This is a genomic window from Methanolobus sp. ZRKC4, assembly GCF_045291305.1.
Taxonomy (GTDB): Archaea; Halobacteriota; Methanosarcinia; order Methanosarcinales; family Methanosarcinaceae; genus Methanolobus.
Genome location: NZ_CP146983.1, coordinates 1,297,278 through 1,321,179, shown reverse-complemented (window position 1 = coordinate 1,321,179; position 23,902 = coordinate 1,297,278). Strand labels below are relative to the sequence as shown.

At 39.4% G+C, this 23,902-nt stretch carries 26 protein-coding genes and 1 tRNA gene; 14 read left to right on the top strand and 13 right to left on the bottom strand.

The features are described 5' to 3' along the window. Window positions 1–78: 78 nt before the first annotated feature. Window positions 79–264: a hypothetical protein gene (locus V7O67_RS06945; protein WP_342305575.1), complete on the bottom strand. Its 186-nt coding sequence runs from the start codon at window positions 262–264 to the stop codon at window positions 79–81. Continuing rightward, on the bottom strand, window positions 257–388 hold the full coding sequence (locus V7O67_RS06940; protein WP_342305576.1) for a hypothetical protein: 132 nt from the start codon (window positions 386–388) through the stop codon (window positions 257–259). The genes V7O67_RS06945 and V7O67_RS06940 overlap by 8 nt, the downstream gene beginning before the upstream one ends. A 180-nt stretch (window positions 389–568) precedes the next feature. On the opposite strand from V7O67_RS06940, the gene V7O67_RS06935 reads away from it, so the two are divergent. Together V7O67_RS06935 and V7O67_RS06930 are read left to right on the top strand one after the other, a co-directional pair. After that, window positions 569–1,048, top strand: coding sequence for a hypothetical protein (locus V7O67_RS06935; protein ID WP_342305577.1), 480 nt, complete (start codon window positions 569–571; stop codon window positions 1,046–1,048). A gap of 321 nt (window positions 1,049–1,369) precedes the next feature. After that, window positions 1,370–1,903 (top strand): PEF-CTERM sorting domain-containing protein, encoded by a 534-nt coding sequence (locus tag V7O67_RS06930; RefSeq protein WP_342305578.1) that lies wholly within the window; start codon window positions 1,370–1,372, stop codon window positions 1,901–1,903. Between the two features lie 47 nt (window positions 1,904–1,950). Here V7O67_RS06930 and V7O67_RS06925 read toward each other — a convergent pair whose 3' ends face one another. Beyond that, complete coding sequence (locus V7O67_RS06925; protein ID WP_342305579.1) at window positions 1,951–2,415, bottom strand: hypothetical protein; 465 nt, start codon at window positions 2,413–2,415, stop codon at window positions 1,951–1,953. A gap of 175 nt (window positions 2,416–2,590) precedes the next feature. Between V7O67_RS06925 and V7O67_RS06920 the strand changes: the two genes are divergently transcribed. Together V7O67_RS06920 and V7O67_RS06915 are read left to right on the top strand one after the other, a co-directional pair. Then, entirely contained in the window at window positions 2,591–3,376 is a 786-nt protein-coding gene (locus tag V7O67_RS06920; RefSeq protein WP_342305580.1) for a winged helix-turn-helix domain-containing protein, read from the top strand. Between the two features lie 441 nt (window positions 3,377–3,817). After that, the gene (locus V7O67_RS06915; protein ID WP_342305581.1) at window positions 3,818–4,273 is read left to right on the top strand and encodes a PKD domain-containing protein; all 456 of its coding nucleotides are present in this window, start codon (window positions 3,818–3,820) and stop codon (window positions 4,271–4,273) included. A gap of 135 nt (window positions 4,274–4,408) precedes the next feature. On the opposite strand, the gene V7O67_RS06910 is transcribed toward V7O67_RS06915, so the two are convergent. Together V7O67_RS06910 and V7O67_RS06905 are read right to left on the bottom strand one after the other, a co-directional pair. After that, on the bottom strand, window positions 4,409–4,741 hold the full coding sequence (locus V7O67_RS06910; protein WP_342305582.1) for a CRISPR-associated protein Cas1: 333 nt from the start codon (window positions 4,739–4,741) through the stop codon (window positions 4,409–4,411). Window positions 4,742–5,066: 325 nt separating this feature from the next. Then, complete coding sequence (locus V7O67_RS06905) at window positions 5,067–6,827, bottom strand: hypothetical protein (RefSeq protein WP_406671328.1); 1,761 nt, start codon at window positions 6,825–6,827, stop codon at window positions 5,067–5,069. A 406-nt stretch (window positions 6,828–7,233) separates the two neighbouring features. Here V7O67_RS06905 and V7O67_RS06900 point away from each other — a divergent pair, with 406 nt between their 5' ends. Then, window positions 7,234–7,545 carry a hypothetical protein gene (locus V7O67_RS06900; RefSeq protein WP_342305584.1) on the top strand — a complete coding sequence of 104 codons (312 nt, stop codon included), beginning with the start codon at window positions 7,234–7,236 and terminating at the stop codon, window positions 7,543–7,545. Window positions 7,546–7,548: 3 nt separating this feature from the next. On the opposite strand, the gene V7O67_RS06895 is transcribed toward V7O67_RS06900, so the two are convergent. Continuing rightward, a complete protein-coding gene (locus tag V7O67_RS06895; RefSeq protein WP_406671327.1) occupies window positions 7,549–8,784 on the bottom strand; it encodes a tyrosine-type recombinase/integrase in 1,236 nt (411 codons plus the stop codon). A gap of 269 nt (window positions 8,785–9,053) precedes the next feature. Between V7O67_RS06895 and V7O67_RS06890 the strand changes: the two genes are divergently transcribed. Beyond that, window positions 9,054–9,740, top strand: coding sequence for a methyltransferase cognate corrinoid protein (locus V7O67_RS06890; protein WP_342305586.1), 687 nt, complete (start codon window positions 9,054–9,056; stop codon window positions 9,738–9,740). A gap of 512 nt (window positions 9,741–10,252) precedes the next feature. On the opposite strand, the gene V7O67_RS06885 is transcribed toward V7O67_RS06890, so the two are convergent. The 3 genes from V7O67_RS06885 to V7O67_RS06875 all read right to left on the bottom strand — a co-directional run bounded on the left by V7O67_RS06885 (window position 10,253) and on the right by V7O67_RS06875 (window position 13,545). Then, a tRNA-His gene (locus V7O67_RS06885) sits at window positions 10,253–10,327 on the bottom strand. A 102-nt stretch (window positions 10,328–10,429) separates the two neighbouring features. After that, complete coding sequence (locus tag V7O67_RS06880; RefSeq protein WP_406671326.1) at window positions 10,430–11,221, bottom strand: sulfide-dependent adenosine diphosphate thiazole synthase; 792 nt, start codon at window positions 11,219–11,221, stop codon at window positions 10,430–10,432. Window positions 11,222–11,340: 119 nt separating this feature from the next. Continuing rightward, window positions 11,341–13,545, bottom strand: coding sequence for an ATP-binding protein (locus V7O67_RS06875; RefSeq protein WP_406671325.1), 2,205 nt, complete (start codon window positions 13,543–13,545; stop codon window positions 11,341–11,343). Window positions 13,546–13,686: 141 nt separating this feature from the next. Between V7O67_RS06875 and V7O67_RS06870 the strand changes: the two genes are divergently transcribed. Both V7O67_RS06870 and V7O67_RS06865 read left to right on the top strand, forming a co-directional pair. After that, complete coding sequence (locus V7O67_RS06870; RefSeq protein ID WP_406671324.1) at window positions 13,687–14,814, top strand: AAA family ATPase; 1,128 nt, start codon at window positions 13,687–13,689, stop codon at window positions 14,812–14,814. Between the two features lie 39 nt (window positions 14,815–14,853). Beyond that, window positions 14,854–15,120, top strand: a complete 267-nt coding sequence (locus V7O67_RS06865) for a hypothetical protein (RefSeq protein ID WP_406656940.1) — start codon at window positions 14,854–14,856, stop codon at window positions 15,118–15,120. A 34-nt stretch (window positions 15,121–15,154) separates the two neighbouring features. On the opposite strand, the gene V7O67_RS06860 is transcribed toward V7O67_RS06865, so the two are convergent. After that, complete coding sequence (locus V7O67_RS06860) at window positions 15,155–16,075, bottom strand: ribonuclease Z (RefSeq protein WP_406671322.1); 921 nt, start codon at window positions 16,073–16,075, stop codon at window positions 15,155–15,157. A 221-nt stretch (window positions 16,076–16,296) separates the two neighbouring features. Here V7O67_RS06860 and V7O67_RS06855 point away from each other — a divergent pair, with 221 nt between their 5' ends. The 5 genes from V7O67_RS06855 to V7O67_RS06835 all read left to right on the top strand — a co-directional run bounded on the left by V7O67_RS06855 (window position 16,297) and on the right by V7O67_RS06835 (window position 19,440). Next, window positions 16,297–16,671: a 30S ribosomal protein S8e gene (locus tag V7O67_RS06855; RefSeq protein WP_406656942.1), complete on the top strand. Its 375-nt coding sequence runs from the start codon at window positions 16,297–16,299 to the stop codon at window positions 16,669–16,671. A gap of 48 nt (window positions 16,672–16,719) precedes the next feature. Beyond that, a complete protein-coding gene (locus V7O67_RS06850) occupies window positions 16,720–17,211 on the top strand; it encodes an Lrp/AsnC family transcriptional regulator (RefSeq protein WP_406671320.1) in 492 nt (163 codons plus the stop codon). A 35-nt stretch (window positions 17,212–17,246) separates the two neighbouring features. After that, a complete protein-coding gene (locus tag V7O67_RS06845; RefSeq protein WP_406671319.1) occupies window positions 17,247–18,422 on the top strand; it encodes an aminotransferase class I/II-fold pyridoxal phosphate-dependent enzyme in 1,176 nt (391 codons plus the stop codon). Between the two features lie 203 nt (window positions 18,423–18,625). Beyond that, complete coding sequence (locus V7O67_RS06840; protein WP_406671318.1) at window positions 18,626–18,994, top strand: transposase; 369 nt, start codon at window positions 18,626–18,628, stop codon at window positions 18,992–18,994. Continuing rightward, on the top strand, window positions 18,991–19,440 hold the full coding sequence (locus V7O67_RS06835) for a transposase (protein WP_406671435.1): 450 nt from the start codon (window positions 18,991–18,993) through the stop codon (window positions 19,438–19,440). The genes V7O67_RS06840 and V7O67_RS06835 overlap by 4 nt, the downstream gene beginning before the upstream one ends. An 853-nt stretch (window positions 19,441–20,293) precedes the next feature. On the opposite strand, the gene purF is transcribed toward V7O67_RS06835, so the two are convergent. The 3 genes from purF to V7O67_RS06820 all read right to left on the bottom strand — a co-directional run bounded on the left by purF (window position 20,294) and on the right by V7O67_RS06820 (window position 22,227). Beyond that, window positions 20,294–21,709 (bottom strand): amidophosphoribosyltransferase, encoded by a 1,416-nt coding sequence (gene purF / locus V7O67_RS06830; protein WP_406671317.1) that lies wholly within the window; start codon window positions 21,707–21,709, stop codon window positions 20,294–20,296. A gap of 23 nt (window positions 21,710–21,732) precedes the next feature. Next, window positions 21,733–21,903 carry a 50S ribosomal protein L37e gene (locus V7O67_RS06825; protein WP_406656935.1) on the bottom strand — a complete coding sequence of 57 codons (171 nt, stop codon included), beginning with the start codon at window positions 21,901–21,903 and terminating at the stop codon, window positions 21,733–21,735. Between the two features lie 105 nt (window positions 21,904–22,008). Further along, window positions 22,009–22,227 carry an LSm family protein gene (locus tag V7O67_RS06820; RefSeq protein ID WP_015054685.1) on the bottom strand — a complete coding sequence of 73 codons (219 nt, stop codon included), beginning with the start codon at window positions 22,225–22,227 and terminating at the stop codon, window positions 22,009–22,011. Window positions 22,228–22,482: 255 nt separating this feature from the next. On the opposite strand from V7O67_RS06820, the gene thiD reads away from it, so the two are divergent. Beyond that, the gene (gene thiD / locus V7O67_RS06815; RefSeq protein ID WP_406671316.1) at window positions 22,483–23,829 is read left to right on the top strand and encodes a bifunctional hydroxymethylpyrimidine kinase/phosphomethylpyrimidine kinase; all 1,347 of its coding nucleotides are present in this window, start codon (window positions 22,483–22,485) and stop codon (window positions 23,827–23,829) included. Window positions 23,830–23,902: the final 73 nt, after the last annotated feature.

Below are 23,902 nucleotides of genomic sequence, written 5' to 3'. Positions count from 1 at the left end.
ATGTGCACCGTTACTTTTATTGCTCTTCTCACTGTTTTTTAAATTGGAGACTTGGTTTGATGGCTCGTCAAAACTCATTCAAATCATGCCTCCCATTATTGCTATTTCTAATTGTCCTACAGCGTTCTGAATTATCTTGCATTCTCGTGTTATACCATTCTGCAAAATAGGACTACGCTTATAATCGTTTATCAGCTCATGAGCCTCTTCTGCAGTGAAGGCCGCACTATTGCCACCTACGGAAACAACGATCTTATCAGGCATGACAGGACACCTCTTTGTCATTTTCTGATTTCAAACCATTTGCCACAAAAACCCGCACAGCATGGCTTCTGCTTCCATAGACCGGTTTCAGAGCATTGAGCCCCTCCACCATATCAACCGGCATTTCGATAGTTACAAACTGTTTATCATCTTTATTTTTGGTAATTTAAATCACCCTCAGTGTTTGACAATATTTGTTATTATTTGGCAAATATAAGAACCTTTTGCTATATTTTTTATCAGTTTTTGGCAATTACTGTCAATCAGCTTTTAGTATTCTGGGTTACAAAATAACAATAAGAACATGGCAAGCACAACAAGCGGGACAATCAACGCAAGTATTGGCACAGAATTAAAAAAAAAGGTTGAACATTTTGTAGCAGATCATCCTGATAAATACCGTACAAAATCGGCTTTTATATTCAAGGCATGCAGTGATTTACTCGAGAAACATGAATCTAGCACAGATATTGACAAAAATAAACATTATAATGTTAATGAATTCAAATCACCTTCTTACGACACCAAATACAGTCGTGCGCAGGTTCTAGAGCGAATCATCAGTAATTTAGAACAGCAAACTAAATATGCAGAAGCAGAGGGAGATACCACCTCAGCCCTAAAGTTATCCAAGGAAGCCGGAAAATATCTAAAAGAGCTATTAGATGAGACTAAAAAACCAACGTCAGATAACATTAAGATAAAGCGTGTACATAAAAACCCTTCAGCATCATCCTCAAAGACCGTTAACATACAGGAAGACGACATCGAGATTATAGAATAATCTCCAGTTTTTCTATTTATTGTATAAACTATGAGTACACCACCGAATAGTTATGGTTCGGATTGCACCCTTCGCATATTATGGAGGGATAATAGTAATAACCAAAAAATGCAACGCTATTTTAAGTCGATGATACAATAATCTTCAAAAAATCTATACAAATAATTAATGGTTTTTTTTAAAATTGCCTTTTTTTTACGTGATTTCTATTTTTTATTGACAACATTATTTTTAAAATAAAATTAAAAATGTTATAATACCTTGAAAACCGAATTTAAAATATAGTCATATTCTATGAACATATGATTTGGGGGTACGAAAATGAAAATAATAGAAATGAATACACACAAATTGAGCATTTTTACCATTACATTATTACTAATGATAATGTCTGTTGGAAATGCAGTAGCATTTGACCCGGCAAACCCATCGATTGATATCGAGAAATCTACCAACGGGGTTGATGCCGATGATTCGGACGATGCTCCAGAGATTCTTGTTGGTAGCGATGTTACTTGGACGTATACAGTAACAAATACCGGCAATGTAGATTTAACCAATGTTGTTGTTGCTGACGATAAGATTGGTGATCCTCTATATAATGTCGGCAACCTCTCGGTAGGCGAGTCCTTTACATTTGATGCTACTGAGATAGGTTCTGCTGCACTGGGCTTATACACAAATGTGGGTACTGCGAGGGGTGAGTATGGTGAGACGCTAGTATCTGATACTGATCCTAGCCACTATTTCGGTGTGGAAGATACCGAAATTCCAGAATTCCCAACCATTGCTCTCCCAGTAGTTGCAGTTCTTGGTCTGGCATTGTTCTTCCAGCATAGAAAAGATTATAAATAATTGATTGGAGGTTTTAATCCTCCATCTATTTTAATATTAATAAAGAATTAAAATGCACTTACCAACTTCTTCACCTTCTTTGTCCTGAAATTGAATTTACCACCACTCAAAATCCTGTCCTTCATCCTCTTGAGTGTGCTCCTGTGTTTAATTCCATATTCTCTTGCGTCTTTTGGAGTCAGAGCCAGTATTTGCAGTTTGATTGATTCCTCATCAACGAAGGTTTGTGCTCTCTGAAGCTCTAATTCCTCTTCATCAATATTGTTGGCTTCCTTTCCAATATAGCGGATACCTTCTGCATGAACATGTTTCCTTTCCAATATTCCAATATCCCCATCAAACTTAGATTCAAGATGATTAGCATACTCTATTATTGTCCTGCTAAGTTGCTTGAAATAATGAGATCCTTGTTTGATCACTCCTGTTTCATAATCAATAAAAGACTCATAAACACTACTCTGAGGATCATTAGAGAAAGGAGCTAAAGGTTTTACAGGTGAAGGAAAACTCAATTTGAATACTCCGGCAGTGAGGAGACTACTAACTTTTCAAAAAAAACTTTAAATAAATAATAAAATACTTGTATAAATTATTATAAATACAACTTTATGTTTATTAACGCTGGAATGATGTCAGAGTCTTATTCCTACCATACATTAAAATTATTTTTGAGGAGACCTGCAATAAATGAAAAAACATTTACTTGACGTAGTATTTGCATCTGAAAAAAGGAAAAATGTACTCCTGTTATTACAGAATGGAGAACTGAAGATGGAAGCTCTCCTCAAGGCTCTGGACACAACAAGAAATGCACTGCTTCCTCAGATGAAGATCTTAGAAGAGCATTACCTTGTGTTTCACTATGGTGATAACTATGAACTAACAACTATTGGGAAACTGGTTGTTGATGAGATGGTCCCTTTATTGAATACTATTGAACTTTTTGAGAATGATATTGATTACTGGGGAACTCGCAATCTTAGTTTTATTCCTCCTCACCTTTTGCAACGCATAGATGAACTTAGAAAATGCAAGATTATAACTCCTCCTTATGTAGATATATATAAACTCAATGAAGAAATTCAGGAAACATCCCCTATTTCAAAAACACATTATGGAATTGTGACATTTTACCATCCTTTGTTTCCTCAATTTATATCAAATATGATATCAAACAATGTAAATGTGTATTTGATAGTACCTCAATCTGTGCTTGACCAATTTAGAACTGAGCACTCCACACTATTTAAAAAATTAATTAAAAGTGAGTTCTTTCATTTTTCTGTATATCTTGAAAATATGAGTTTTTTGGGCATTGCATGTAACGACTATTACTTTATGATGAGGCTGTTAAAAAACAATGGTGAACATGATACAAGATATATCCTCTGTGATGGTAAAGAGGCATTAGAATGGGGAAAAGAACTTTTTGATTATTGCCTAAAATATTCTACAGCAATAACCGAAATTTGATTAACCTTTTTTGCATTAATCCTTAATTTTGTTATTACAGTTATAATTTTTAATAACTGGTTATTTTTTGTTTTGTCCATTTCAACAAAACATATTTAATTTAGATTAAGAGTTGCGTTTTTTATAGTTACCTATATCCCCGCATATTAGGGAGGGGGTAATAGTAATAACCAAAAAACGCAACGATAAATTTAAACCAGTAGTATCATTCATTTGGTAGATATTGAATTAATTTTAACTGTTGCTTTGAAATAATCTGTGTTTTGTATCCCTTGACATTATATCATTCAGATTAGCTCTGTTAACTTTTTAATGAACAATGATTCGAATCATAGTTTCATAAAGAATATAGTATACTGTAAAACAAACGTATTTATGCACAGAAATCGAAATGTCATGTTAGCATATTGTATTCAATATGAATTGGTGGGTGGTAAGAAAATGAAAATTAAACAAAATATGATGAATTGTATAGACGTAGCCTTGATAATTCTGATAATGTTTGCGGGAAATGCAGCAGCAACTCCACTAAACTATCCACCGGTGGCAGATGCCAATGGTCCTTATGAAAGCTGCGTAGGTTCAATCATAACCCTTGATGCTTCGGGTTCCTATGATCCTGATTATCCTATTGGATCAATTGTTTCATGGGAATGGGACATAGATGACGATGGAGAATTTGATGATGCTTCGGGTGAGACTGTCGACTGGACATGGGGTAGTGTCGGTGACAAAGTGGTCAGTCTCAGGGTTACCGATGATGTTGGAGCCATTGACGTTGGTTATGCCACAGTAAGAGTCAATGAATGTGGAGAAATCCCAGAGTTCCCAACAATTGCACTTCCAGTAATTGCAATACTCGGACTTGCATTCTTCTTCCAGCGTAGGAAAGACTAAAAATAATTTATTGGAGGTTTTTACCCTCAATCTATTTTTATTGTAAGTAAAATCACTTTATCAACATCCACCCCACGTTTCCAACCTCCCCCTCACATGGACATTAAGCGTAAAAGGCTTATCGTACTCAGCATTTTACTTCATATAATGCAATGTACCCTTAGAAAAACCCATTTTCTTCCATTCAGTGTAACTGATAGCAATAATCGTCTTCCTGATCTCATCCGTATCCTGTCTTTCAATCTTGTAGGAAGGATGGGTAAAATCAATCGTCCTCTTTTTACCATTCAGGAATTGAGCCAACTCCCTTGTTTTCAGTAAAAGAACATAGCTCCACATCATTGACTTATCTTGATATGTTACCTTCTTATTCATCCAAGATTGGAACTCCTCTGTAAGCTTCTTAGCTCCACTGAGTCTAAGCCTGAAAGAATAATTATCAGTCCTGATGAAGCCCTTCTTATCCATCCTTTCTGATTCTATCAGACTGATAACCGCAAAATCTACAAAAAAAACAAAAAAGTGGTTTGTGGTTTATTGAACAAGCTGTCCACCACAAAATACCGTGCTTTTTCCTAGTAGCAACTTCGTTGTACCCATCCCTTGAAAGCCTCAGGGATGCTTTATCCATATTAGATCTTCCCGGCCTCAAGCAGACTAAATACCTCCTCAGCACTGGCACGATACCACCAAATCTCCCCACTCATAGAGTAAGGTTGTACCTTCCAAATTAAATTATTTTGCGGAAGAAAAAGAAAGTGGCCTGGAAAAATACCACTTTCTACATTTAGACTTATGACCTTCTTACTAGCGTAATCAAGAAAATCACAAAGGCTGCCATCCAGAGTTCAAAACCTGGAAGTCCTTTATCTTTGACCACTGAAGAATTACCAGATATCTCAGGAATTACAGGCTTTTCCAGAATCGGAATCACTTCTGAGCTGTCAGGCAATGTCATTGAAGTTGTTGGGTCTTCTGAACTCAGTTCAACTTCGGCAATCTCACCTTTCTTTATGGGATGCTCACCATAATGCTGCAGCTGTTCTGTATTTGTATTCATAACAAAGAACTCAAAATCGCCGTCATCAAATGCTGTTATGTCCACATCATATTCATTAGTTGTTGGGAGAGTAAAATACCACAAATATCCACCCTCTTCATCAGCCATTCTTGTAATGAAAGCACCCGGGATATCAAAGACCATTTCATCATCATCAACAACACCCATCTGACGGCGACTACTGTCAGTAATCATAATATTCACCGGACATTGTCCAAAGCCCACTAATGAAGCTGTGTCCTGAACCATATCACTAGCCACGGTCCATGCAGCATATTGGTAATCATTTGGATCTTTGGTAGTATTATATTTATGTCTGGATCCTGGAGAAGTGTCGCCTGCGATCGGTGAGAATATCTTCTCCCAGTCGCCGATGGGCATTACTTCCGGTTTCTGTTGTGGCCATGGATCAAAGACCATCCCGGTCTTCTTCCAGTCAGTTCCTTTGGGATATACAACGGTTGCATGGTGTGCGCTGTATGAGCCTTCTATGGGGCCGAAATCATATCCGCTCAAAAGATGGCATTCTCCGGGATTTGACTGCATTTTACTCAGAAATACCAATACTTTATGTTGATATGCTCCACAGGTAAATTCTCCGTATTCATCATTGAAGTTAGAATAAAGGTTTGTGGCGGTGCCCGGTTTTATACCAATGAAACTTGACCATACTTTTCCTGCCTTAAGGTCCCTGTGATATGGGCCTTCGGGAATACGAAGCTGATAGAGACGGATCACCTCCTCAAGGTCTCCTTCCTTATCACAAGGACATTTTACAACTACTTCAGCCTCGGCTTTGATCTCCCCATCCATTCTGGCGAAAACAGTACAGGTACCGATCTCCTTGGAAGTGAAAACACCAGCATTGGATTTTAAAATACCTGCATTATCAATTGTTCCTATAATTACGTTCATTCTAAAATCACTAAGTGATCTGGATTGTCCAACAATCCATTTGACTTCATTGTCATCTACATCTGAATAGATGCCATTCCTTTCTTTTTTCAGAGTGAAATCGATTGTTTCACCACATTCGATCTCTTCATATGCCGGAACAATAAAGAAGTCATCTGTTTCATCTTCTGAAGCCACTAAAGTAAAACGAAGAATTGCAGAACCTTTGGGTGCTTTACTCGATACTTTCACGGCGTAAAGCGCGTGTACGCCACAATATTGAAGCTGATCACAACCTGAACTATAGGACAACACGAATTCGTCACTTGAATTATAATATCTTTTTATGGGATAGCTTCGTTTGATGAGCTCCCATTCTTTAACGTCTACTCCTTCAACTTCAATTTTAGTATCAACTCCGATCTGCTGATTTTCCCCAGTCTGATCAACGGATAATTTGATATAATCACCCCATCTTTCAACATGACACACAGGGTCGAATCCTACTATATCTTCATCAGGAAAAGTGAGCTTGAAAGTATATTTTCCCTCAGGATCCTGAAACTCATAAGTTGTAGCTGCCGAGGCAACAAATATCATTGAAGTAAAAAGCGTTATAGAAAGAATCAGAATTATAAATGCCCTACATTTTTTCAAATTTGTATATTTTAAATCCATTCATTACCACATTATAGTGAATACGTATACAAATATTTTAATATTCCGAACTAAAATTAAATCTTTCTATTTGTTGGTTTAAAGTCAACTATCCCCACATTTCCAACCGTTCCCTCACATGAACATTGAGGGTAAACGGTTTATCTCCGTTCGCATTTTTCTTCATACAGTGTAATCTCAGGTCACATCACCACCTAACTTAAACTCAACAAACACAGGATAATGATCTGATTTGGAATACTCATCGAAATTAATTGTCAATCGAAAGAATTAAATTTTTATATTTCTTTTACCTATACAAATTGTGTAGAAATGGGTGAAGAATAGCATGTACATAAAAACAAAATGTCCCACATGTGGAGAAGATCACTTCCACAACCTTCGGCTTTCCAGAAGAATATCAACAGCAGAGATTATCTCAGCTGAGATCACAGACACATGCACAAAAGAAGAGCTTGCAATATCTGTATTACATGAACTGGCAGGTCATGTATACAATGGGATATCCACGCATGAACTCTGCAAGATGCTCAAGGATAAGTTTGGTGTCCTGGAACAATACTGTTGTGATATCGTCCAGCAGCTAAAGATCGAGATGGATATGTACTGCCCGGACAGGCAGCATTTGTATTTTGTGTAGATATCATGTTATCTCGTTTTCTTCCTCTTCCACGTATAACGATGTCAATGTGGGATGCTTAGCATTCACTCTCATAACCTCACTAAACTCCTGCTGTAACTTGTTTAGCTGTTGCTGCATTGTCCCCATTTCATCCAGCTTAACCACATTTTGAGCGTTAACCTTGCTCAGTATCTCATTTTCCTGTATAGCCTTTTGATACTCAGGAGAATCCGAAAGATCAAGCTCTTTAGAGATTGTCAGATGAGCAACAAACTTCTCATATATCTTTTTCAGCTTTTCAGGATCACCCTCGTAATAAGCAGCCTTAGTATCTCCCAAAGTATGCCCCATGAAATACTCCACAATATCACTATCACATCCCTCATTTTTCAGAGTAGTATTAAAATACTTCCTCATGTTGTGACTTCTCAGGGTATTATAACAGCCCGTCCCAGTAGACAAACCAGAATCATCTGAAACACGTGCATAAATGCTAAGAATGGCTTTACTGGTCAGTCGTCTACATTCTTCATTGAAATCATCAAAATACTTGCGTGAAACATTCGCAGACACAAACAGATAACTATCAGGAGTAGTACGCCTCCGTAAATACTCATGTCTATTGTCATTAATAATCGGCCTATCTCTCCACTCCAAATATTTTAAAATAGCCTCAGAAGCCTCAGGAGAAATAAAAGTAATAAAATCAGTAGCTACCTTTTTACGCCTCATATCAAAAGTAGTGATTCCGGTATTTTCATCATAACCCTCATAAAATGACTTCAATGTCAAAGAGGAAATTTCAGCAGCACCCATCCCAGAAGACAAACCACATAAAATAATTGCTCTATTCCTGATACTTGCATGATCAAGAGCTTTTCTGATATCTTCTTTACTGGCTCTTTTCATATGCTCTTTTAAGGGCTTTGTTTTCGCTTTTCTCTGCGAGTGAGGGGTATCTATGTAAAAATACTTATAAAAAGTAGCTATAGAAGCGATATATTTCTCTATCGAACCCGGCGCTAACGGCAAACTACACCGAGTACTTTTCACGTTTTCAAGATACTGCCTGAACCTGGGCAATTTTACAAATATCTGCCGCTCAGTCATTAATTTGCCAGCTCTTATATCATCTTGAGCTTCTTGTATGAGTTCAGTAGGAGTTTGTTGAGTATAATCAGTATAGTGACTCATAGCAGTAATGTAATTTTTCCATGTCTGTTCAGCAGGAGAAACCACAGCATAAAACCGCTGCATTGTAGACTCAGATTCCAAAGACCGCCTATCTATGATATCACTTCCTCAACTTTAGAGAAAGTGGAACATCCTTAATATATGTATTGTTCAACGAGGAGTATCTTTCTGAAAATGAAGAAAGTGCTGATCAATAATAACCTATTTTATTTTTTGTTTTTTATAAACAATTGATAGTTTTATATAGGATTAAAACGGAAAACAACTGCTTGTTGCCTATGTAGAATTCGGTGCTGTAAAAATATTGAATATCAAATAAGAAGTGGTTGCAAGTGCTAGCTAGAGAAATTATTGTGGAAAAAGCGATGGAATCGATCCTAAAACTCAATGACACCATGGCCCAGAATGTTGCATATGAAGCGCTTGATGCAGGAATTGAACCTGAGTATGTTATCGAAAACGGTTATTACGCTGCGATCATTAAACTGAAGGAAATGTTTGACGAAGGGAAAGTATTCCTGCCTCATATAATTGCAGCTTCTGATGCTATGGATGCCGGAATCAAAATTTTGCTAGCATCGAAACCTGAAAGAACTCATCGGAAAAAATCGAAGGGAACCATACTTATTGGCACCATCGAAGGAGATATCCACTCCATTGGTAAGGAAATTATTGCAACATCACTTCATATAAACAGCTATAATGTTATCGACCTTGGTGTGGATGTACCTGTGGAAACTTTCGTTGAACAAGCAATACAGATATGCCCCGATGTCATAGCTACGTCTGCCCTGATGACTATTACAATGATGAACCAGATGATCCTCGAAAAGGAACTAAATGAAGCTGGCATTCGCGATGCTGTAAAGACCATGGTTGGTGGAGCTCCAGTGACTGCTGAATGGGCTATGAAAATTGGCGCTGACATGTATGGCTCTGATACTAAGGACGTCTTGACAAAGCTAAATGCTGTTTTAAAACCCAAGCTAAAAATAGGGAGTATCCTAAAAGAAAGGTAACTATTCAGCCTGATAAAAACGCTATCAATAACAATCTTGACAAAAAGTTGAAACGTAAATTTCATTAGGATCATTTATTTTGATTGTTGCTATTGATTGCTTTTTTGATTGTTAGATTGTTAGTGAGCAGACATCTCTATTTCGATGAAATCAGTACCAATAGGCAAATCGTGCCAGGCTGAATAGTTACCTTGATTTTAAGATGTTCCTTTTTTGAAAAAGCAATATGACCTTTTGTAAGTAACACCGGTACTATTGGATGAGTTGCTGAAAACAGTATAGTAATAAACAATCATCCAAGCGGCATGATTTTCAAAACCGGGACAATTTTGAATTGCATATGTGCAATCGCTCCAAAACAGGAAAATTCAGAATTTCCATCAGTAGCAATCCTGATAATGGCATTACATGTTCCAGCGCAGGGGTGTAATTTAAACTATTCACTGGATAATTATGGTTTTTACAAAAATTTCATCTTTTTAATGAAAGTAATCGTATTAAAAAAGTTGATATGGGGCCGGGACCGAGAATCGAACTCGGATCGTAGCCTCCACAGGGCTACAGGATAACCGCTACCCTACCCCGGCTTGAAGGAGGTGCGTTGCTTGAAAGCACCCTATAGATGTCCGTTTCTTACATAAACTTTTCCTTTGGAAAGGGTTCGAACAGCACCCTTACATTGTTTTATTTTATATGCTGCCCTGTTCTTTCAGTTTTTCAATAGCAATTTCAGCAGCCTTTTTTCCGGAAAGCATCATGCCACCGAATATAGGTCCCATCCTTGGGGCACCTGCAACAGCATTTGCCGCCATTCCAGTGACAATGAGTCCGGGATAAACTTCCTTTGTGGTCTCCATGAGAATACGTTCACCGACATCTGCCCACATTGGCTTCTCACCTACAACTCCAAGATCTCCCAATTGTGCACCGGGTACCTTTCGCTGTACTGTGCTGCAGATGGCTGCATCATGTCCAGTACCGTCAATGACGACTTTTGCACGGATTGCAAGGGGATCGACGTGAAGCCTGTTCATGGACACTGGTCCCCAGTTGATGACCAGGCCGCAAACCGCATCATTCTCACGTATCATCACATCTTCCACATCTATAAGATTGAAAATTTCTGCCCCTGCTGCAGTTGCACCGGTAATGAGCCTTCCCACTGACTCTATGGAGCTTGCAACGTAGTAACCCTTTTCATACTCATGATAGTTGATATTGAAATCATCAAGGAGATGCCTGGCTTCTTCCTGCACAACAATGCGTGGGAACATCATTCCCCCGGCCCACATTCCTCCTCCTATAGAGAGCTTCTTTTCGAAGATTATGGTTTTTACTCCGGCATCTGCCAGGTATTTGGCAGCAACCAGGTTTGCAGGTCCTCCGCCTACAAGTGCGACATCAACATCCGTATAGTCAAGGAAGACCTTCGAATATTCCTCAACTATAGCCCTTGTAATAACAATTTCGTCTAGTTCCATTTAATTTCCTCATCAGAATCAATATCAAATATTTCTGATAAGTGCTATCTTTCTTAAAGTTAATGGGTAGGAAGGCACAGCGAAGTGTTTCTATCTCATTGAATTAAAGGATCATTTTATTATTTGTTTAATTTCACCCAGAACACACTACCTTTTCCTTCCGGATTATCTTCAACACCAACTGTCCCGTCCAGAAGTCCGGCTATCCTTTTAACAATCGCAAGTCCAAGTCCTGTTCCTTTGACACCTCTTTTATTGACCCTTTTGAAACGGTCGAATACAAGGGGCTTATCATCATCAGGTATTCCTTCTCCAAAATCAGTTACAGTTACTTTCCATGTATAATTGGAGTCGATCACATCAACGATTATTCTTGTATTCTCAGGGCTGTACTTTATGGCATTTGATATGAAATTTGTAAAAATTTCTTCAACAATTGGATTAAGCATTGCAGGGCAACTGTCTTTTACATTTAGCTCAAGGCTCGTCTTCTTTTCCAACAACTGTTGGTCGAATTGTTCTATCACGTTCTCCAGAATCGTTTTAATGTCCATCCTCACAAGATCAAGTTCATCCAATGCTTCTAATTTGGCAAATTGAGCAGCTGTTTCGATCATTTCTATAAGTTTATCATTGCTCTTCTGCATAGTCATGATGAATTTTGTTTTTGTGGGTTCATCTTCCATTTCTGAAAGTAATTCCAGGTATCCTTTGATGTTTCCTGCTGGATTGAGGAGATCATGGCGCATTATATCAGTGAACAGATCTTTTAGCTCATTTGAGCTGATAAGTTCTTCTTCAACTCTTTTTCTCTCATCAAGATCCATTGTTGTTCCTGTAAATCTGAATGGTTCATTATTTTTGTCCCATTCTGTCAACTTGCCTCTTGCAAGTATCCACTGCCATTTACCTCTGCTATTCTTCACTCTGAATTCAGATTCGAAGAAAGATGTTTTTCCTTCCAGATGTAGATTGATATTGTAATTTATAGGTTTGAGGTCATCCTTGTGAGTTATCTCTTTCCAGGTTTCGATATTTCCCTCGATGTCTTTTAACTCGTACCCGATCATTTCAGCCCATCTTTCATCGTACATTACTTCATTAGTCTTGAGGTTCCAGTCCCATGTACCAAGGTTTGCACCTTCAAGTGCAAGCTCCATTACTTCTTTTGTCTTTGCAAGTACACTTTCCATATCTCTGCGAATTGTGGTGTCACGTACTACTACAAGGGCATAATCATACTGGTTCAAAGTGGAAAACGTAACATTTATTTCGACACATAAGGTGCTTCCATCTTTTCTTGTTAGTATTTTACTTGGTGCAAGGTAGCTGTTACCAAACATGTTTCGAAAATCATTTTCCCAGAAATTATCATTGAATAATTCATAGATGCCGTGTTCTTCCATGCCGATGACTTCTTCTCTGGTATATCCAAGATTCTGGCATGCTGTTTCATTTACATCTACAATGCTGATCTTTTCCATGTCAATAATGAAGATAAAGTCATTAGATTTGTTTATAAGATTCTTGAAAAGAGCTATATCTTTAAGGAAAGACCTATGGCTTAACGCCATGCTTACAAGTTCTGATACCACTTTGAGTGTCTGGGAATATTCCTGGAAACAGTTATCAATTACGGTGCTATTTTCTAAACTGATAAAACCGATAGCTTCACCATTTGATTCTACAGGTATCGCAATTAGGGAGTGTACTCCACTTGATATTATAATATTTCTTTCACGATTCGCAATATCCAAAAGTTTAACGTCTTTGGATATAAAGATCATTTGTTTTTTCTTCAGTTTTTCCTCGAGCCATGGGAAATTTGAAAAAGTCACGCTTTCAAAAATGCTTTTCTGATCCTGATACTTTTTCCATTGATGGGGTATGTATGGATTGCTATTATTTTTGAATAGTATCAGGGAACTATTTTCCGAGTTGCAAAGTGTGGCTGCCTTTTCCAATGTTTCATTTATGGTCCCTTCGACATCCTTTGGTGCAATAAACATTGATATGAGCGAAGATATCATTGTCTCTATCTTTGTGTTGCGTTTAACAAGGTATTCAAGCTCTTCCCTTTTATCATCCAGTTCAGTAATCTTTGTTTCAAGTTCCTTGTTCTTTTTTTCGATATGGTTACTTGCATAGATTATGGTGATGAATGTGAATACTATCAAAGCTGAACTGATTGTTATGAAGCTTGTATTTTTAGTAATTATGAAAGGTGCCAGCAATACAAATCCCAATATACAGACAATTAAAATAAATACAGTATTGGCGACGCCTGGTATCTTCATATTTTTTATTTTATGCTCATTTTTCATCGTATCATATATATTGTTTTAATTAGTATATTTATTATTCGTTTGTATGTTTTCTGGGTAAAAAGGTTCTCAACTCCGAAACCTTTAAGGGTTACCTTTAATAGTTTTCATAATTCATTCATGTATTAGAAGAAAAAAGAGATGATATTCATAGTACGTACAGCCCAAAAAACCAGCTCGAAATCTAGCAGAGAAGTAACAACAGAACCCGCAGAAAGTACTGCCGAGTTTCTTGTTCTTGAGCCTGCAGGGTATCCTATGACCAGCGTTCTGGAAGAGTACCCGGAGATTGAGAATCCGGGTGTTTTCGAGCATTATGCACGGGAACAGTGGAATGGGTTTGTTGCCCGCGAGGGTGAGTACCTTTTTGACAGGCGGATGTATCCGGATTTTGCTTACAGCATTAATGAAGTGTATCCTCTGGAATCTGTTATTGGTCTTAAGACCAAAATAATAGTTAAGGATCCGGTTGTCAGTAGTGCTCCTGCAGTTGAGTTTACCAGTGACATCTCTTTTGATGATGTGGTTGGGCAGCATACTGCGAGGCGCAAGTGCAAACTGATAGAGCGTTTTCTGGAACAGCCTGAAATGTTTGGTCGCTGGGCTCCAAGAAATGTTCTGTTTTTCGGACCTTCGGGAACAGGTAAGACCATGTTTGCCAAAGCTCTTGCAAACAAGACTCATGTGCCGATCCTCCCGGTCAAAGCTACTGAACTGATAGGGGAATTTGTAGGTGAAGGTGCCCGACAGATACATCAGCTCTATGAGCGCGCACAGGAAATGGCTCCATGCATTATCTTCATTGATGAACTGGATGCTATTGCCCTGGACAGGAGGCATCAGGAACTGCGTGGTGACGTGGCTGAGATAGTTAATGCCTTGCTTACAGAAATGGACGGGATAGTCGAACGTCCGGGCGTATGCACGATAGGAGCTACCAACCGGAACGATACAATAGATGCGGCTGTAAGAAGCAGGTTCGAGGAAGAGATTGAGTTCTCCTTGCCTGATGAAAAGGAGCGTCTTGCAATTCTTGAGTCTAACGTAAATACCTTCCCGATTCCGGTAAAAGATGTTGATCTGAAAGTGATTGCAGAGATGACAGAAGGGCTTTCAGGAAGAGATCTTGTTGGTAAGGTTCTCAAAACAGCACTGCATAGTGTGATCATCGAGGACAGGGATAATGTATCCCAGGATGATCTGCATGCTTCTGTCAAGAAATTGAAGAATGTCTCCGGGGCATCAAATCCTGACAGGTTGTACATTTAAGGATTATCTTTTTAAATCTGACGAATATATCGATGAGCTATGTCTGAGGTAAACGAATCTGATAGGTTTGAGTGTGTTGTCGTCAATGTAATTGACTCTCTTATGTGGAAAGGAGTTGTTGTTGAAGAAACCAGGTCCGGAGGGCGCGTATATTTCGGAAAAGTCAAACCTGAAGATTTCAACTATGGTCCAGGTGACATCCTGTACATAGGTATTAAAAAGCTTCCAATTGGAATGGAAGATATAAATACGGAAGTTTCTCTTTACGATGCTGACGACAGGAGGCTCGACTGGACTTTCCTTTGAAATCCTGTTCTTGAATTTATTTGTCTTTAACAACTTACTTTTTATCCCGATGCACCACTTCAACTTCCATCATATCTTCGGCAACACTGACATTTTCAAAGACTGCTTTTGCTTCTTCAAGTAGTGGTGTAACGTCATCTGAATACCTGGAGCTGATGTGTGTCAGTATAAGATTTCGTACATTTGCTTCCTTTGCAAGCTGTGCAGCTTCTTCAGCGGTCGTATGCATTGATTCAATGGCCCAATCCTGCTGGTCCTTTGCCAGGGTACCGTCATGGATGAGCAGATCCGCATCCTTGCTGGCTTCCATTATGCCTTTGCATGGTCGCGTGTCTCCGCTGTAGACTATCTTCCTTCCCGGGCGGCTTTCTCCGACTACATCTTTAGAGTGTATCATTTTTCCATCTATTTCTACGGATTCTCCTTTGTGGAGTTTTGAAAAGAGCGGGCCCGCTGGAACACCGAGGTCAATTGCTTTCTGGCGATTGAACTTCCCTGTCCGTTCGTTCTCTATGAGTGCATAACCAATGCTTGGTATGCTATGTTCCGTTTTTATGGCCAGAATGGAGTAATCATCTCTTTTGATCACATCTCCAGAATTCAGGTCAATGCCTTCGATGTCAAAACGCAATTTATAGTATCCAAGTGCACTCAGGATTCTTACAAATTCATGTACCCAGTGCGGTCCGTATATTCTGAGAGGTTCTGTCCTTCCGTGGAATGACATCGTCTGTATTAGTCCCGGTATGCCAAGTATATGGTCGGCATGGAAATGGGATATGAATATTGAGGACAGTGCCTTCATTCCTGTTTTTGCCCGCATCATCTGTTGCTGTGTTCCCTCTCCGCAGTCAAAGAGCATAAGTTCACCCTCAATGTTGACCATTGTTGCTGAGGTGTTGCGGTTGGTTGTTGGCAGGGATCCGGCTGTCCCGAGAAAAATTACACGAAGCATAGCTCTCTATAAGAGTTTGGATTATTTATGAATTGTCTATCCTGGCTATTCATTGATGTGGCAAATTATATTTGCGTTGCTTTCTATTTTATACTGGAATTCCATTATGATATCACTCGTTAAGTTCATATAGAATCTTATTATTAAAGGTACGTCCATAAGGCATATTTGATTAAGAACATAATCAAGTTCACTTTTCACACTAATTAAGAGGATATATCATGAAATGGCAAGGCAGATCCAGAAGGACATATACAGGTGCCAAAATCAAGGCAGCACGTGGTAAGAGAAAATACGAGTTAGGTCGTGAGTCTGCTGACACACTCGTAAACGAGACCAAGAGGAAGAACATTTCCACAACAGGCGGTAACAGAAAAGTCAGGCTTTTGCAGTGCAACGTCGTGAACGTTACTGACGCACAGGGGAAGACCCAGCAATCAACAATTGAGACTGTTGTTGATAATGCTGCAAATGAGCACTATGTCAGGCGTAACATACTCACCAAAGGTTCAATTGTAAAGACCGCTCTTGGTGATGCCAAAATCACAAGCCGTCCCGGTCAGGATGGTGTAGTGAACGCAGTATTGATTGAATAAATTCAAACTTTATTATTTTTTTATTTTTCTATGGAGGGTTGCTTTATTATGGATATGAAAACGCGTCACATTCTGGAATGTCTTGAGGCGGATGCGAAGATTACTCATGAGAAGATTGCAATCATGACAGGACTTGCTGCTGATGAGGTAAGCAAAAGGATAACTGAGCTTGAAGACACTGGCGTTATCCGCAAGTATAAGACCGTTATCGATTGGGACCTTGCAGGCGATGAGAATGTATATGCCATTATCGAACTGAAGGTAAGTCTTGAGCGCAGTGTCGGGTATCAGGCTCTTGTGGAGCGTCTCTACAAGTTCCCTGAAGTTCGGTCTGTAAGGCTGCTTTCAGGTCAGTATGACCTATCACTTACTGTGTCTGGCAGGACTATGAAAGAAGTTGCTTTCTTTGTTGCGGAAAAGATCTCCACTCTTGATCAGGTGCAGCATACTACAACGCACTTTGTCCTCAAGACCTACAAGGAGGATGGAGTGATCCTTCATGAACAGGAAAGCGTTACTCGTTTACCTGTCACTCCTTAACTGCTTGAAACTTGTAACTGCAGGATGTATGATGTATGAGAAAAACATGCCGTCCTTCCAAATTCATTGCAGATGTAACGGGAAAGGTACCTCCTTCAGGTATACGTCGCTATTTTGATCTTGCTTCTGAAATAGATGATGCGATATCCCTTGGTGTGGGCGAGCCGGATTTTGTCACTCCCTGGCATATTCGTGAAGCATGTATACATTCCCTGGAATGTGGAGAGACATCGTATACTTCTAACTATGGTCTTCTGGAACTTCGCGAGGAGATCTCAAGATTCTTCTCTGGAAAATATGGCGTATCTTACAATCCCGATTCTGAAGTACTTGTGACTTCCGGTGTTAGTGAAGCCCTTGATGTTGCAATCCGTGCTATTACAAATCCTGGTGATGAGATCATTGTACCCCAGCCTTCCTATGTTGCTTACGTGCCATCAGTGATGTTTGCGGGAGGAGTGCCTGTTCCGGTAATGACAGGTATTGAGAACAATTTCAAACTACTGCCTGAGGATCTTGAAGCGGTAATCACAGATAGGACCAAGGCTTTGATTCTTAATTATCCTAATAATCCTACAGGTGCTACCATGGGGCGAAAAGACCTTGAGGCCATAGCTGATGTAGTTGCGGAACATGACATCATGGTGATATCCGATGAGGTCTATGACTGCCTTACTTATAACGGTGGACACACCTGTTTTGCTTCTCTGGATGGAATGCGTGAAAGGACCATATTGTTGAATGGTTTTTCTAAGGCGTATGCAATGACTGGTTTTAGACTGGCGTTTGCTCTGGCTCCTCCTGAGATTATCTCTGCTATGATGCTTATCCACCAATACTGCATGCTATGTGCACCTATTATCGCTCAGGTCGGGGCCATAGAAGCCCTGCGCAATGGCAATTCCGAAATGGAAAAGATGGTGCGTGACTATGACAGGCGGCGGCACCTTATAGTCAGCGGATTGAACAAGATCGGTCTTGACTGTTTCGAACCCAAAGGTGCTTTTTACGCATTTCCAAGTGTCAAAAACACTGGCTTAAATTCCGAAGAGTTTGCAGAGCGTCTCCTGAATGAACAGAAGGTCGTCACAATCCCTGGCGATGTATTCGGTGAAGCTGGCACAGGTTTCCTCAGATGTTCCTATGCAACTTCCCGGGAAGAGATTGAGAAAGCTCTGGAAAGGATTGGGGCTTTTGTTGATGGGTTGTGAAACGGGCTTATTTTGATTCGTAATGGAATAATTAATTCCATTTTTCATAAAGGATTTCTATTTATTTGTAAATTTATGTGAATTTTACAGGGCACTTGAAACATTTTAATCAGTAATTTTATTTTTATAAGTTAAATCTCTCTAAATGAACCTATCTCAAAACTATAAATACTACTTCTTTGTATTTTATTATGGGGATATGAATGGAATTCAGAGAACTTTCTGATGTGCAATGGAAATTTATTCGACCGCATTTACCACCACAACCAATAACTGGAAGAAAGAGAGCTGATGACCGTAAGGTCATCAATGGTATTCTCTTTGTTCTGATAACCGGTTGTAGATGGGGGGATATGCCAGCTAGCTATGGTTCCAGAGCAACTGCTTGGAGAAGGCTAAAAAGGTGGTCAGAGGAAGGAGTGTGGAATGAGATTATGGAATCCCTTCGGGATTCCGCTTACCAAAAAGGTAAGTTCTCCATGGATCTTGTATGTGTTGATAGTAGTTTCATCGAAACAAAAAAAGGGGAGAAAATTCCGAATACAACGGCCACAAAAAAAGAAATGGAATAAAGATACATGTTTGTGTAAGTTCTGAAAGCTTTCCTTTGACCGTTCTGATAGCTTCTGGAAAAGCACATGATAGGCAGCAGTTTGTTAAGATCATGGAAAGTATCAAGGTCAAAACTGCTGGAAGGCCAAAAACAAGACCATTGGAAGTACTTGCAGATTCTGCTTATGATGATGTGGCCATCAGGAAATACTTGAGACATCGGGCAATCAAAAGTAACATTCCTGTTAATATCAGGAATCAGAAATATCCAAAAAGAGGAAGACCTACAAGATTCGAGTATGAGTCATATCGTAAAAGAGGGACAATAGAACGTTTCTTTGCATGGTTGAAAATGGGATTCAGAAAAATAGCAAGTAGATATGAAAGGCTTAATGTTGTTTTCAAGGGACTACTGGATATTGCATGTTTTCTATTATGTTGGAATAAAGTTCAAGAGGCGTTTTGAGATAGGTTCAATGTTAAATGTCATAATGATGATGTTGATAATATATTGGAGTGTAGATATATTTATATAGTATGTTTTGATATTTAGAATTGTAGGCACAGAATCTGAAGGTTCAGTGTCTGCAGAATAATTGGTGGTACGGTATACCTTATCGGAACGCTGAATCAAAAACGGATTTAAATGAACAGAACGTGGGCAGATTCCCTCTCTGCATCCCTACAATATCTCTCCCCAAAAACGCTTTACTTTTCCACGTTCTGTATTCAGCTTCCAGAAATATTTTTTAATAATTATGATGTTATTGCAGTCTGTTTTGTAAATTGATCAGAAACAAATTTATCTAAACTTGTACGGAGGATATGATATATTTTGTTCAGTCATCATGTCAATAATAAAGTTCCTCTGAATTTTTTCTTTCTTTGTAACTATTCAGCCTGGCACGATTTGCCTATTGGTACTGATTTCATCGAAATAGAGATGTCTGCTCACTAACAATCTAACAATCAAAAAAGCAATCAATAGCAACAATCAAAATAAATGATCCTAATGAAATTTACGTTTCAACTTTTTGTCAAGATTGTTATTGATAGCGTTTTTATCAGGCTGAATAGTTACAAATCAAGAAACAATACAAACATATATCTGCGATTACCTGTCATCACATAGCAAAGCTGTTTTCCCGCATTGCAGAATAACAGCTATAAAAGTTAACCCATTCCCACAATCAGCAAGGGGTGGTACATCCTTGCATGAACATAATATATCAGAGAGTAATCATTTGTACACACTACTGACATATAACTCTTTGGAATTTATACACAAGTTATATTTGTTGACACTTGATATAAAAAAATTAGAACTCGTGTAGTTTCAACTGTCTTCGATGACACATCTTTTCGCCGGGAATATCAACCGGATAAGCTCCCGTAAGACAGCCAAGACAAAGATCATCCCTGTCAATTCCAATGGAATCCACCAGGCCTTCGATGCTGAGATAGCCAAGAGAATCCGCATTGATAACAGCTTCCACACCCTTTATGGTCTTGTGAGCTGCGATAAGTTCATCTCTGGAAGCCATATCTATGCCCAGATAGCAGGGAGCAACTATTGGAGGACTGCCTATTCTGGCATGGACTTCCCTGGCACCTGCATTCTTTATCATATCAATTATACGCCTTGAGGTCGTACCCCTTACAACGCTGTCATCAATCAGGATAATACGCTTATCCTTGATGTTCTCGTTAATGGTATTCATCTTAAGGCGAACTGCAGTCTCACGCATAGCCTGGCCGGGAAGAATGAAAGTCCGACCTATATAGCGGTTTTTCATGAGACTTTCTTCATAATCGATATTTGATTCACGGGAATAACCAATCGCAGAAGTAATCCCGGAGTCAGGAACAGGAGATACCATATCCGCATCCACAGGATACTCTTTTGCAAGTCTTTCACCTATCCGTTCCCTTACCTTATAGACAAGTTTGCCATCTATGATAGAATCAGGACGTGCAAAGTACACATATTCAAAAACGCAATGTGCAGAGTTGACTTCACGGAAAAGCTGGTGTGACTCCATCTCACCATCGCGGAAAATCACAAGCTCACCAGGATTAACATCCCTGAGCAATTTACCGTTGAGAGTATCAATAGCCACACTTTCCGAAGCAACAACATATCCCGAATCGATGGTTCCCAGGCACAAGGGCTTGAAACCAAAAGGATCCCTTACGGCCATCAGTGTATCATCTATGAGGATAGTCAGTGAATACGAACCATTCAGTTGCTTCATAACATGACGGATTGCTTCTACAGGTCCGTACTTAAGAAGTTCCTTTACAAGAAGATGTGCTATAACTTCAGTATCCGAGCTTGCAACGAAAAGATGACCTTCTGATCCTAGTTTCTTTCGAAGGTCAGGGCCATTGACAAGATTGCCATTATGGGCTATCGCAACACTACCGCTCTTGTATTTTACAATGAAAGGTTGGCAGTTCTCAATTCTGGAATCACCGGATGTGGAATAGCGTACGTGACCTATGCCCACCTTACCTTTGAGAATAACAAGATCCTCTTTGTTAAAGATCTCAGGTACAAGACCCATGCCTTTTAACGTCTCAGGACGCTTACCATCATGAACAGCGATACCTGCAGATTCCTGACCACGGTGCTGAAGAGCATACAACGCATAATATATACGAAGTGCGGAAGGGACTGGATTTGATTCCGGTTTGAACTGTACAATCCCTACGACACCGCATTCTTCGCGCATTTATATCCCTAGTCTAAAAAGACTTAGTATTTGCACTTTGCCTGCCACTGGTAACTTCTCATGCGAGGTGTCTTCCCAAAACCACAGGAAGTGCACTGTTTTGTATGAATGTTAAGTGAGACACTACCGCAACGCCTACACTTTGCATGTGTGCGTTTTTGCCTTTTACCCATTGAGGGAGTACCTTTTGACATCTATTATCACCTTTTGAGTTGAATTAGTTGAATTTATAAGTATGATAGCATACCGGTTGGAATGACATCTGATATGGCTATTAGTTCTTATATGTTACGTTCGTCTCAGGGGGAAACGTAGACTATGTTATCGCCTCTGATAACAACACTACCCAACTTCCTTACAATATCTCCTTCTTTCAGTTCTTCCGCTTCGTCAAGTACAAGGTTCATATGAACATCGTAACCCTGAAGTTTGCCTCTAAATTCCCTTGCACCTTTCAATCTCACGATCACAGGAGTGTTCAAAGCATTGTTCAATATATCAAGAGGTCTATTTCCCATATTACTTGCCCTCAGTAAATAAATCTGAATAATTATACGCGAGTATTAAATTGTAAATTTGTTTATTTACTTATACATATTGCGATGCACCAATGTTGCATATTCAGTATATATAACTATCGCAGAAGCCAGCTTTGAAGCAGATAAAATCAGCATTATCGCAAAGATATATAGGCCCCAGTAACCAACTAATATATAAGCAACAAGACATTTAAGAGCTCCGTAACACGGCAGGGGCGCATAAGGAGAATTATAATGAGTAAAATTCCAGTTGTAATGACTATCGCAGGATCAGATTCAGGAGGAGGTGCAGGAATAGGAGCAGACATAAAAACCATCTCTTCTTTGGGACTGCACGGAACATGTGCCATTACTTCAGTTACATCACAAAATACTACCGGAGTCCTGAGTGCTTATGATATCCCTTGTGAAGTCATACGTAACCAAATAGATGCCGTCTGTGAGGATATGAATATCATATGGGCTAAGTCAGGCATGCTCTCATCTTCGGACATAATAGCGACCGTTGCAGAAATGGTGAAAAAATATGACCTGAAATTGGTGGTTGATCCTGTCATGGCAGCAGAGGCTGGTGGGGATCTGCTTCGAAAAGATGCCATCACAACCTTAAAACAAAAGCTTTTGCCTTTAAGTGAAGTGGTAACACCAAACATCAATGAAGCAAACATTCTTGCAGGAATGCAGATAACAAATATTGAGGAAGCAAAGGAAGCTGCCAAGCTTATCAGTCAGACAGGCGTTAAAATTGTCATTGTAACTGGTGGGCACCTTGATGCATCAGACATAATATACGATTCTGAAACTGACATGTACACCATAATCCCCGGAAATTTTGTCAAAGGCGGCACCCATGGATCAGGATGTACCTATTCTTCAGCGCTTGCGGCAGCACTTGCGCAGGGATACAAAATAGATGATGCTGCAAAAAAAGCAAAGGACTTCGTCGTAGAGGCCATTAAAGGAAGCATGCCCGTGGGGAACGGTGTAGGACCTGTCAATCAGTTATCCCATGTCCTGAAAAACTCAGAAAGATATACAGTCTTGCAGGATTTAAAAAATGGAGTGGACATACTTGTCCAGTCCAATCACTTTACAAGACTTATTCCTGAAGTCGGGTGTAACATAGCAATGGCACTGCCATCTGCAGCGTCAACCTCGGAAGTGGCTGCAGTCACAGGCAGGATCGTCAAACTGAAAGGAACCGCACAGGTCGTTGGTGAAATCGATTTTGGCGCAAGCAGCCATGTTGCCCGCATAATACTTACTGCAATGAAGCATACCCCAACATCACGAGCTTCCATGAACATCAGGCACTCCCAACACCTTGTGAACATATGCAAAGAAGTTGGCCTTAGCACATCATCATTTACCAGGGAAGATGAACCTAAAGATACACACACAATGGACTGGGGAACATCAGACGCCATTGATAAGCATGGAGCTGTACCCGACATCATTTACGATAAAGGTGGCATCGGAAAGGAAGCCATGATCAGAATAATGGGGAACAGTGCCACAGAAGTTGCAAGCACTGCGGTAAAAATATCTGAAATCTATGCATCTCTGAAAGATCAAAACTAAACGACATCACCTACTTAATTCACATTTTCATTTTTTACAATAATCACAAAAAGCGGGCCCTAGGAGAGTGGAA

What these genes read in the sequence shown, in the direction of transcription:
- V7O67_RS06880 (WP_406671326.1), bottom strand. Translation starts at nt 11,221, where the DNA reads ATGGAACTAGACGAAATTGTTATTACAAGGGCTATAGTTGAGGAATAT.
- purF (WP_406671317.1), bottom strand. Translation starts at nt 21,709, where the DNA reads ATGCGCGAAGAATGCGGTGTCGTAGGGATTGTACAGTTCAAACCGGAA.
- V7O67_RS06905 (WP_406671328.1), bottom strand. Translation starts at nt 6,827, where the DNA reads ATGATATTTGTTGCCTCGGCAGCTACAACTTATGAGTTTCAGGATCCT.
- V7O67_RS06940 (WP_342305576.1), bottom strand. Translation starts at nt 388, where the DNA reads ATGCCGGTTGATATGGTGGAGGGGCTCAATGCTCTGAAACCGGTCTAT.
- V7O67_RS06845 (WP_406671319.1), top strand. Translation starts at nt 17,247, where the DNA reads ATGAGAAAAACATGCCGTCCTTCCAAATTCATTGCAGATGTAACGGGA.
- V7O67_RS06915 (WP_342305581.1), top strand. Translation starts at nt 3,818, where the DNA reads ATGAAAATTAAACAAAATATGATGAATTGTATAGACGTAGCCTTGATA.
- V7O67_RS06855 (WP_406656942.1), top strand. Translation starts at nt 16,297, where the DNA reads ATGAAATGGCAAGGCAGATCCAGAAGGACATATACAGGTGCCAAAATC.
- V7O67_RS06900 (WP_342305584.1), top strand. Translation starts at nt 7,234, where the DNA reads ATGTACATAAAAACAAAATGTCCCACATGTGGAGAAGATCACTTCCAC.
- V7O67_RS06920 (WP_342305580.1), top strand. Translation starts at nt 2,591, where the DNA reads ATGAAAAAACATTTACTTGACGTAGTATTTGCATCTGAAAAAAGGAAA.
- V7O67_RS06910 (WP_342305582.1), bottom strand. Translation starts at nt 4,741, where the DNA reads ATGGATAAGAAGGGCTTCATCAGGACTGATAATTATTCTTTCAGGCTT.
- thiD (WP_406671316.1), top strand. Translation starts at nt 22,483, where the DNA reads ATGAGTAAAATTCCAGTTGTAATGACTATCGCAGGATCAGATTCAGGA.
- V7O67_RS06865 (WP_406656940.1), top strand. Translation starts at nt 14,854, where the DNA reads ATGTCTGAGGTAAACGAATCTGATAGGTTTGAGTGTGTTGTCGTCAAT.
- V7O67_RS06945 (WP_342305575.1), bottom strand. Translation starts at nt 264, where the DNA reads ATGCCTGATAAGATCGTTGTTTCCGTAGGTGGCAATAGTGCGGCCTTC.
- V7O67_RS06935 (WP_342305577.1), top strand. Translation starts at nt 569, where the DNA reads ATGGCAAGCACAACAAGCGGGACAATCAACGCAAGTATTGGCACAGAA.
- V7O67_RS06850 (WP_406671320.1), top strand. Translation starts at nt 16,720, where the DNA reads ATGGATATGAAAACGCGTCACATTCTGGAATGTCTTGAGGCGGATGCG.
- V7O67_RS06860 (WP_406671322.1), bottom strand. Translation starts at nt 16,075, where the DNA reads ATGCTTCGTGTAATTTTTCTCGGGACAGCCGGATCCCTGCCAACAACC.
- V7O67_RS06825 (WP_406656935.1), bottom strand. Translation starts at nt 21,903, where the DNA reads ATGTCAAAAGGTACTCCCTCAATGGGTAAAAGGCAAAAACGCACACAT.
- V7O67_RS06820 (WP_015054685.1), bottom strand. Translation starts at nt 22,227, where the DNA reads ATGGGAAATAGACCTCTTGATATATTGAACAATGCTTTGAACACTCCT.
- V7O67_RS06875 (WP_406671325.1), bottom strand. Translation starts at nt 13,545, where the DNA reads ATGAAAAATGAGCATAAAATAAAAAATATGAAGATACCAGGCGTCGCC.
- V7O67_RS06930 (WP_342305578.1), top strand. Translation starts at nt 1,370, where the DNA reads ATGAAAATAATAGAAATGAATACACACAAATTGAGCATTTTTACCATT.
- V7O67_RS06870 (WP_406671324.1), top strand. Translation starts at nt 13,687, where the DNA reads ATGATATTCATAGTACGTACAGCCCAAAAAACCAGCTCGAAATCTAGC.
- V7O67_RS06895 (WP_406671327.1), bottom strand. Translation starts at nt 8,784, where the DNA reads ATGCAGCGGTTTTATGCTGTGGTTTCTCCTGCTGAACAGACATGGAAA.
- V7O67_RS06840 (WP_406671318.1), top strand. Translation starts at nt 18,626, where the DNA reads ATGGAATTCAGAGAACTTTCTGATGTGCAATGGAAATTTATTCGACCG.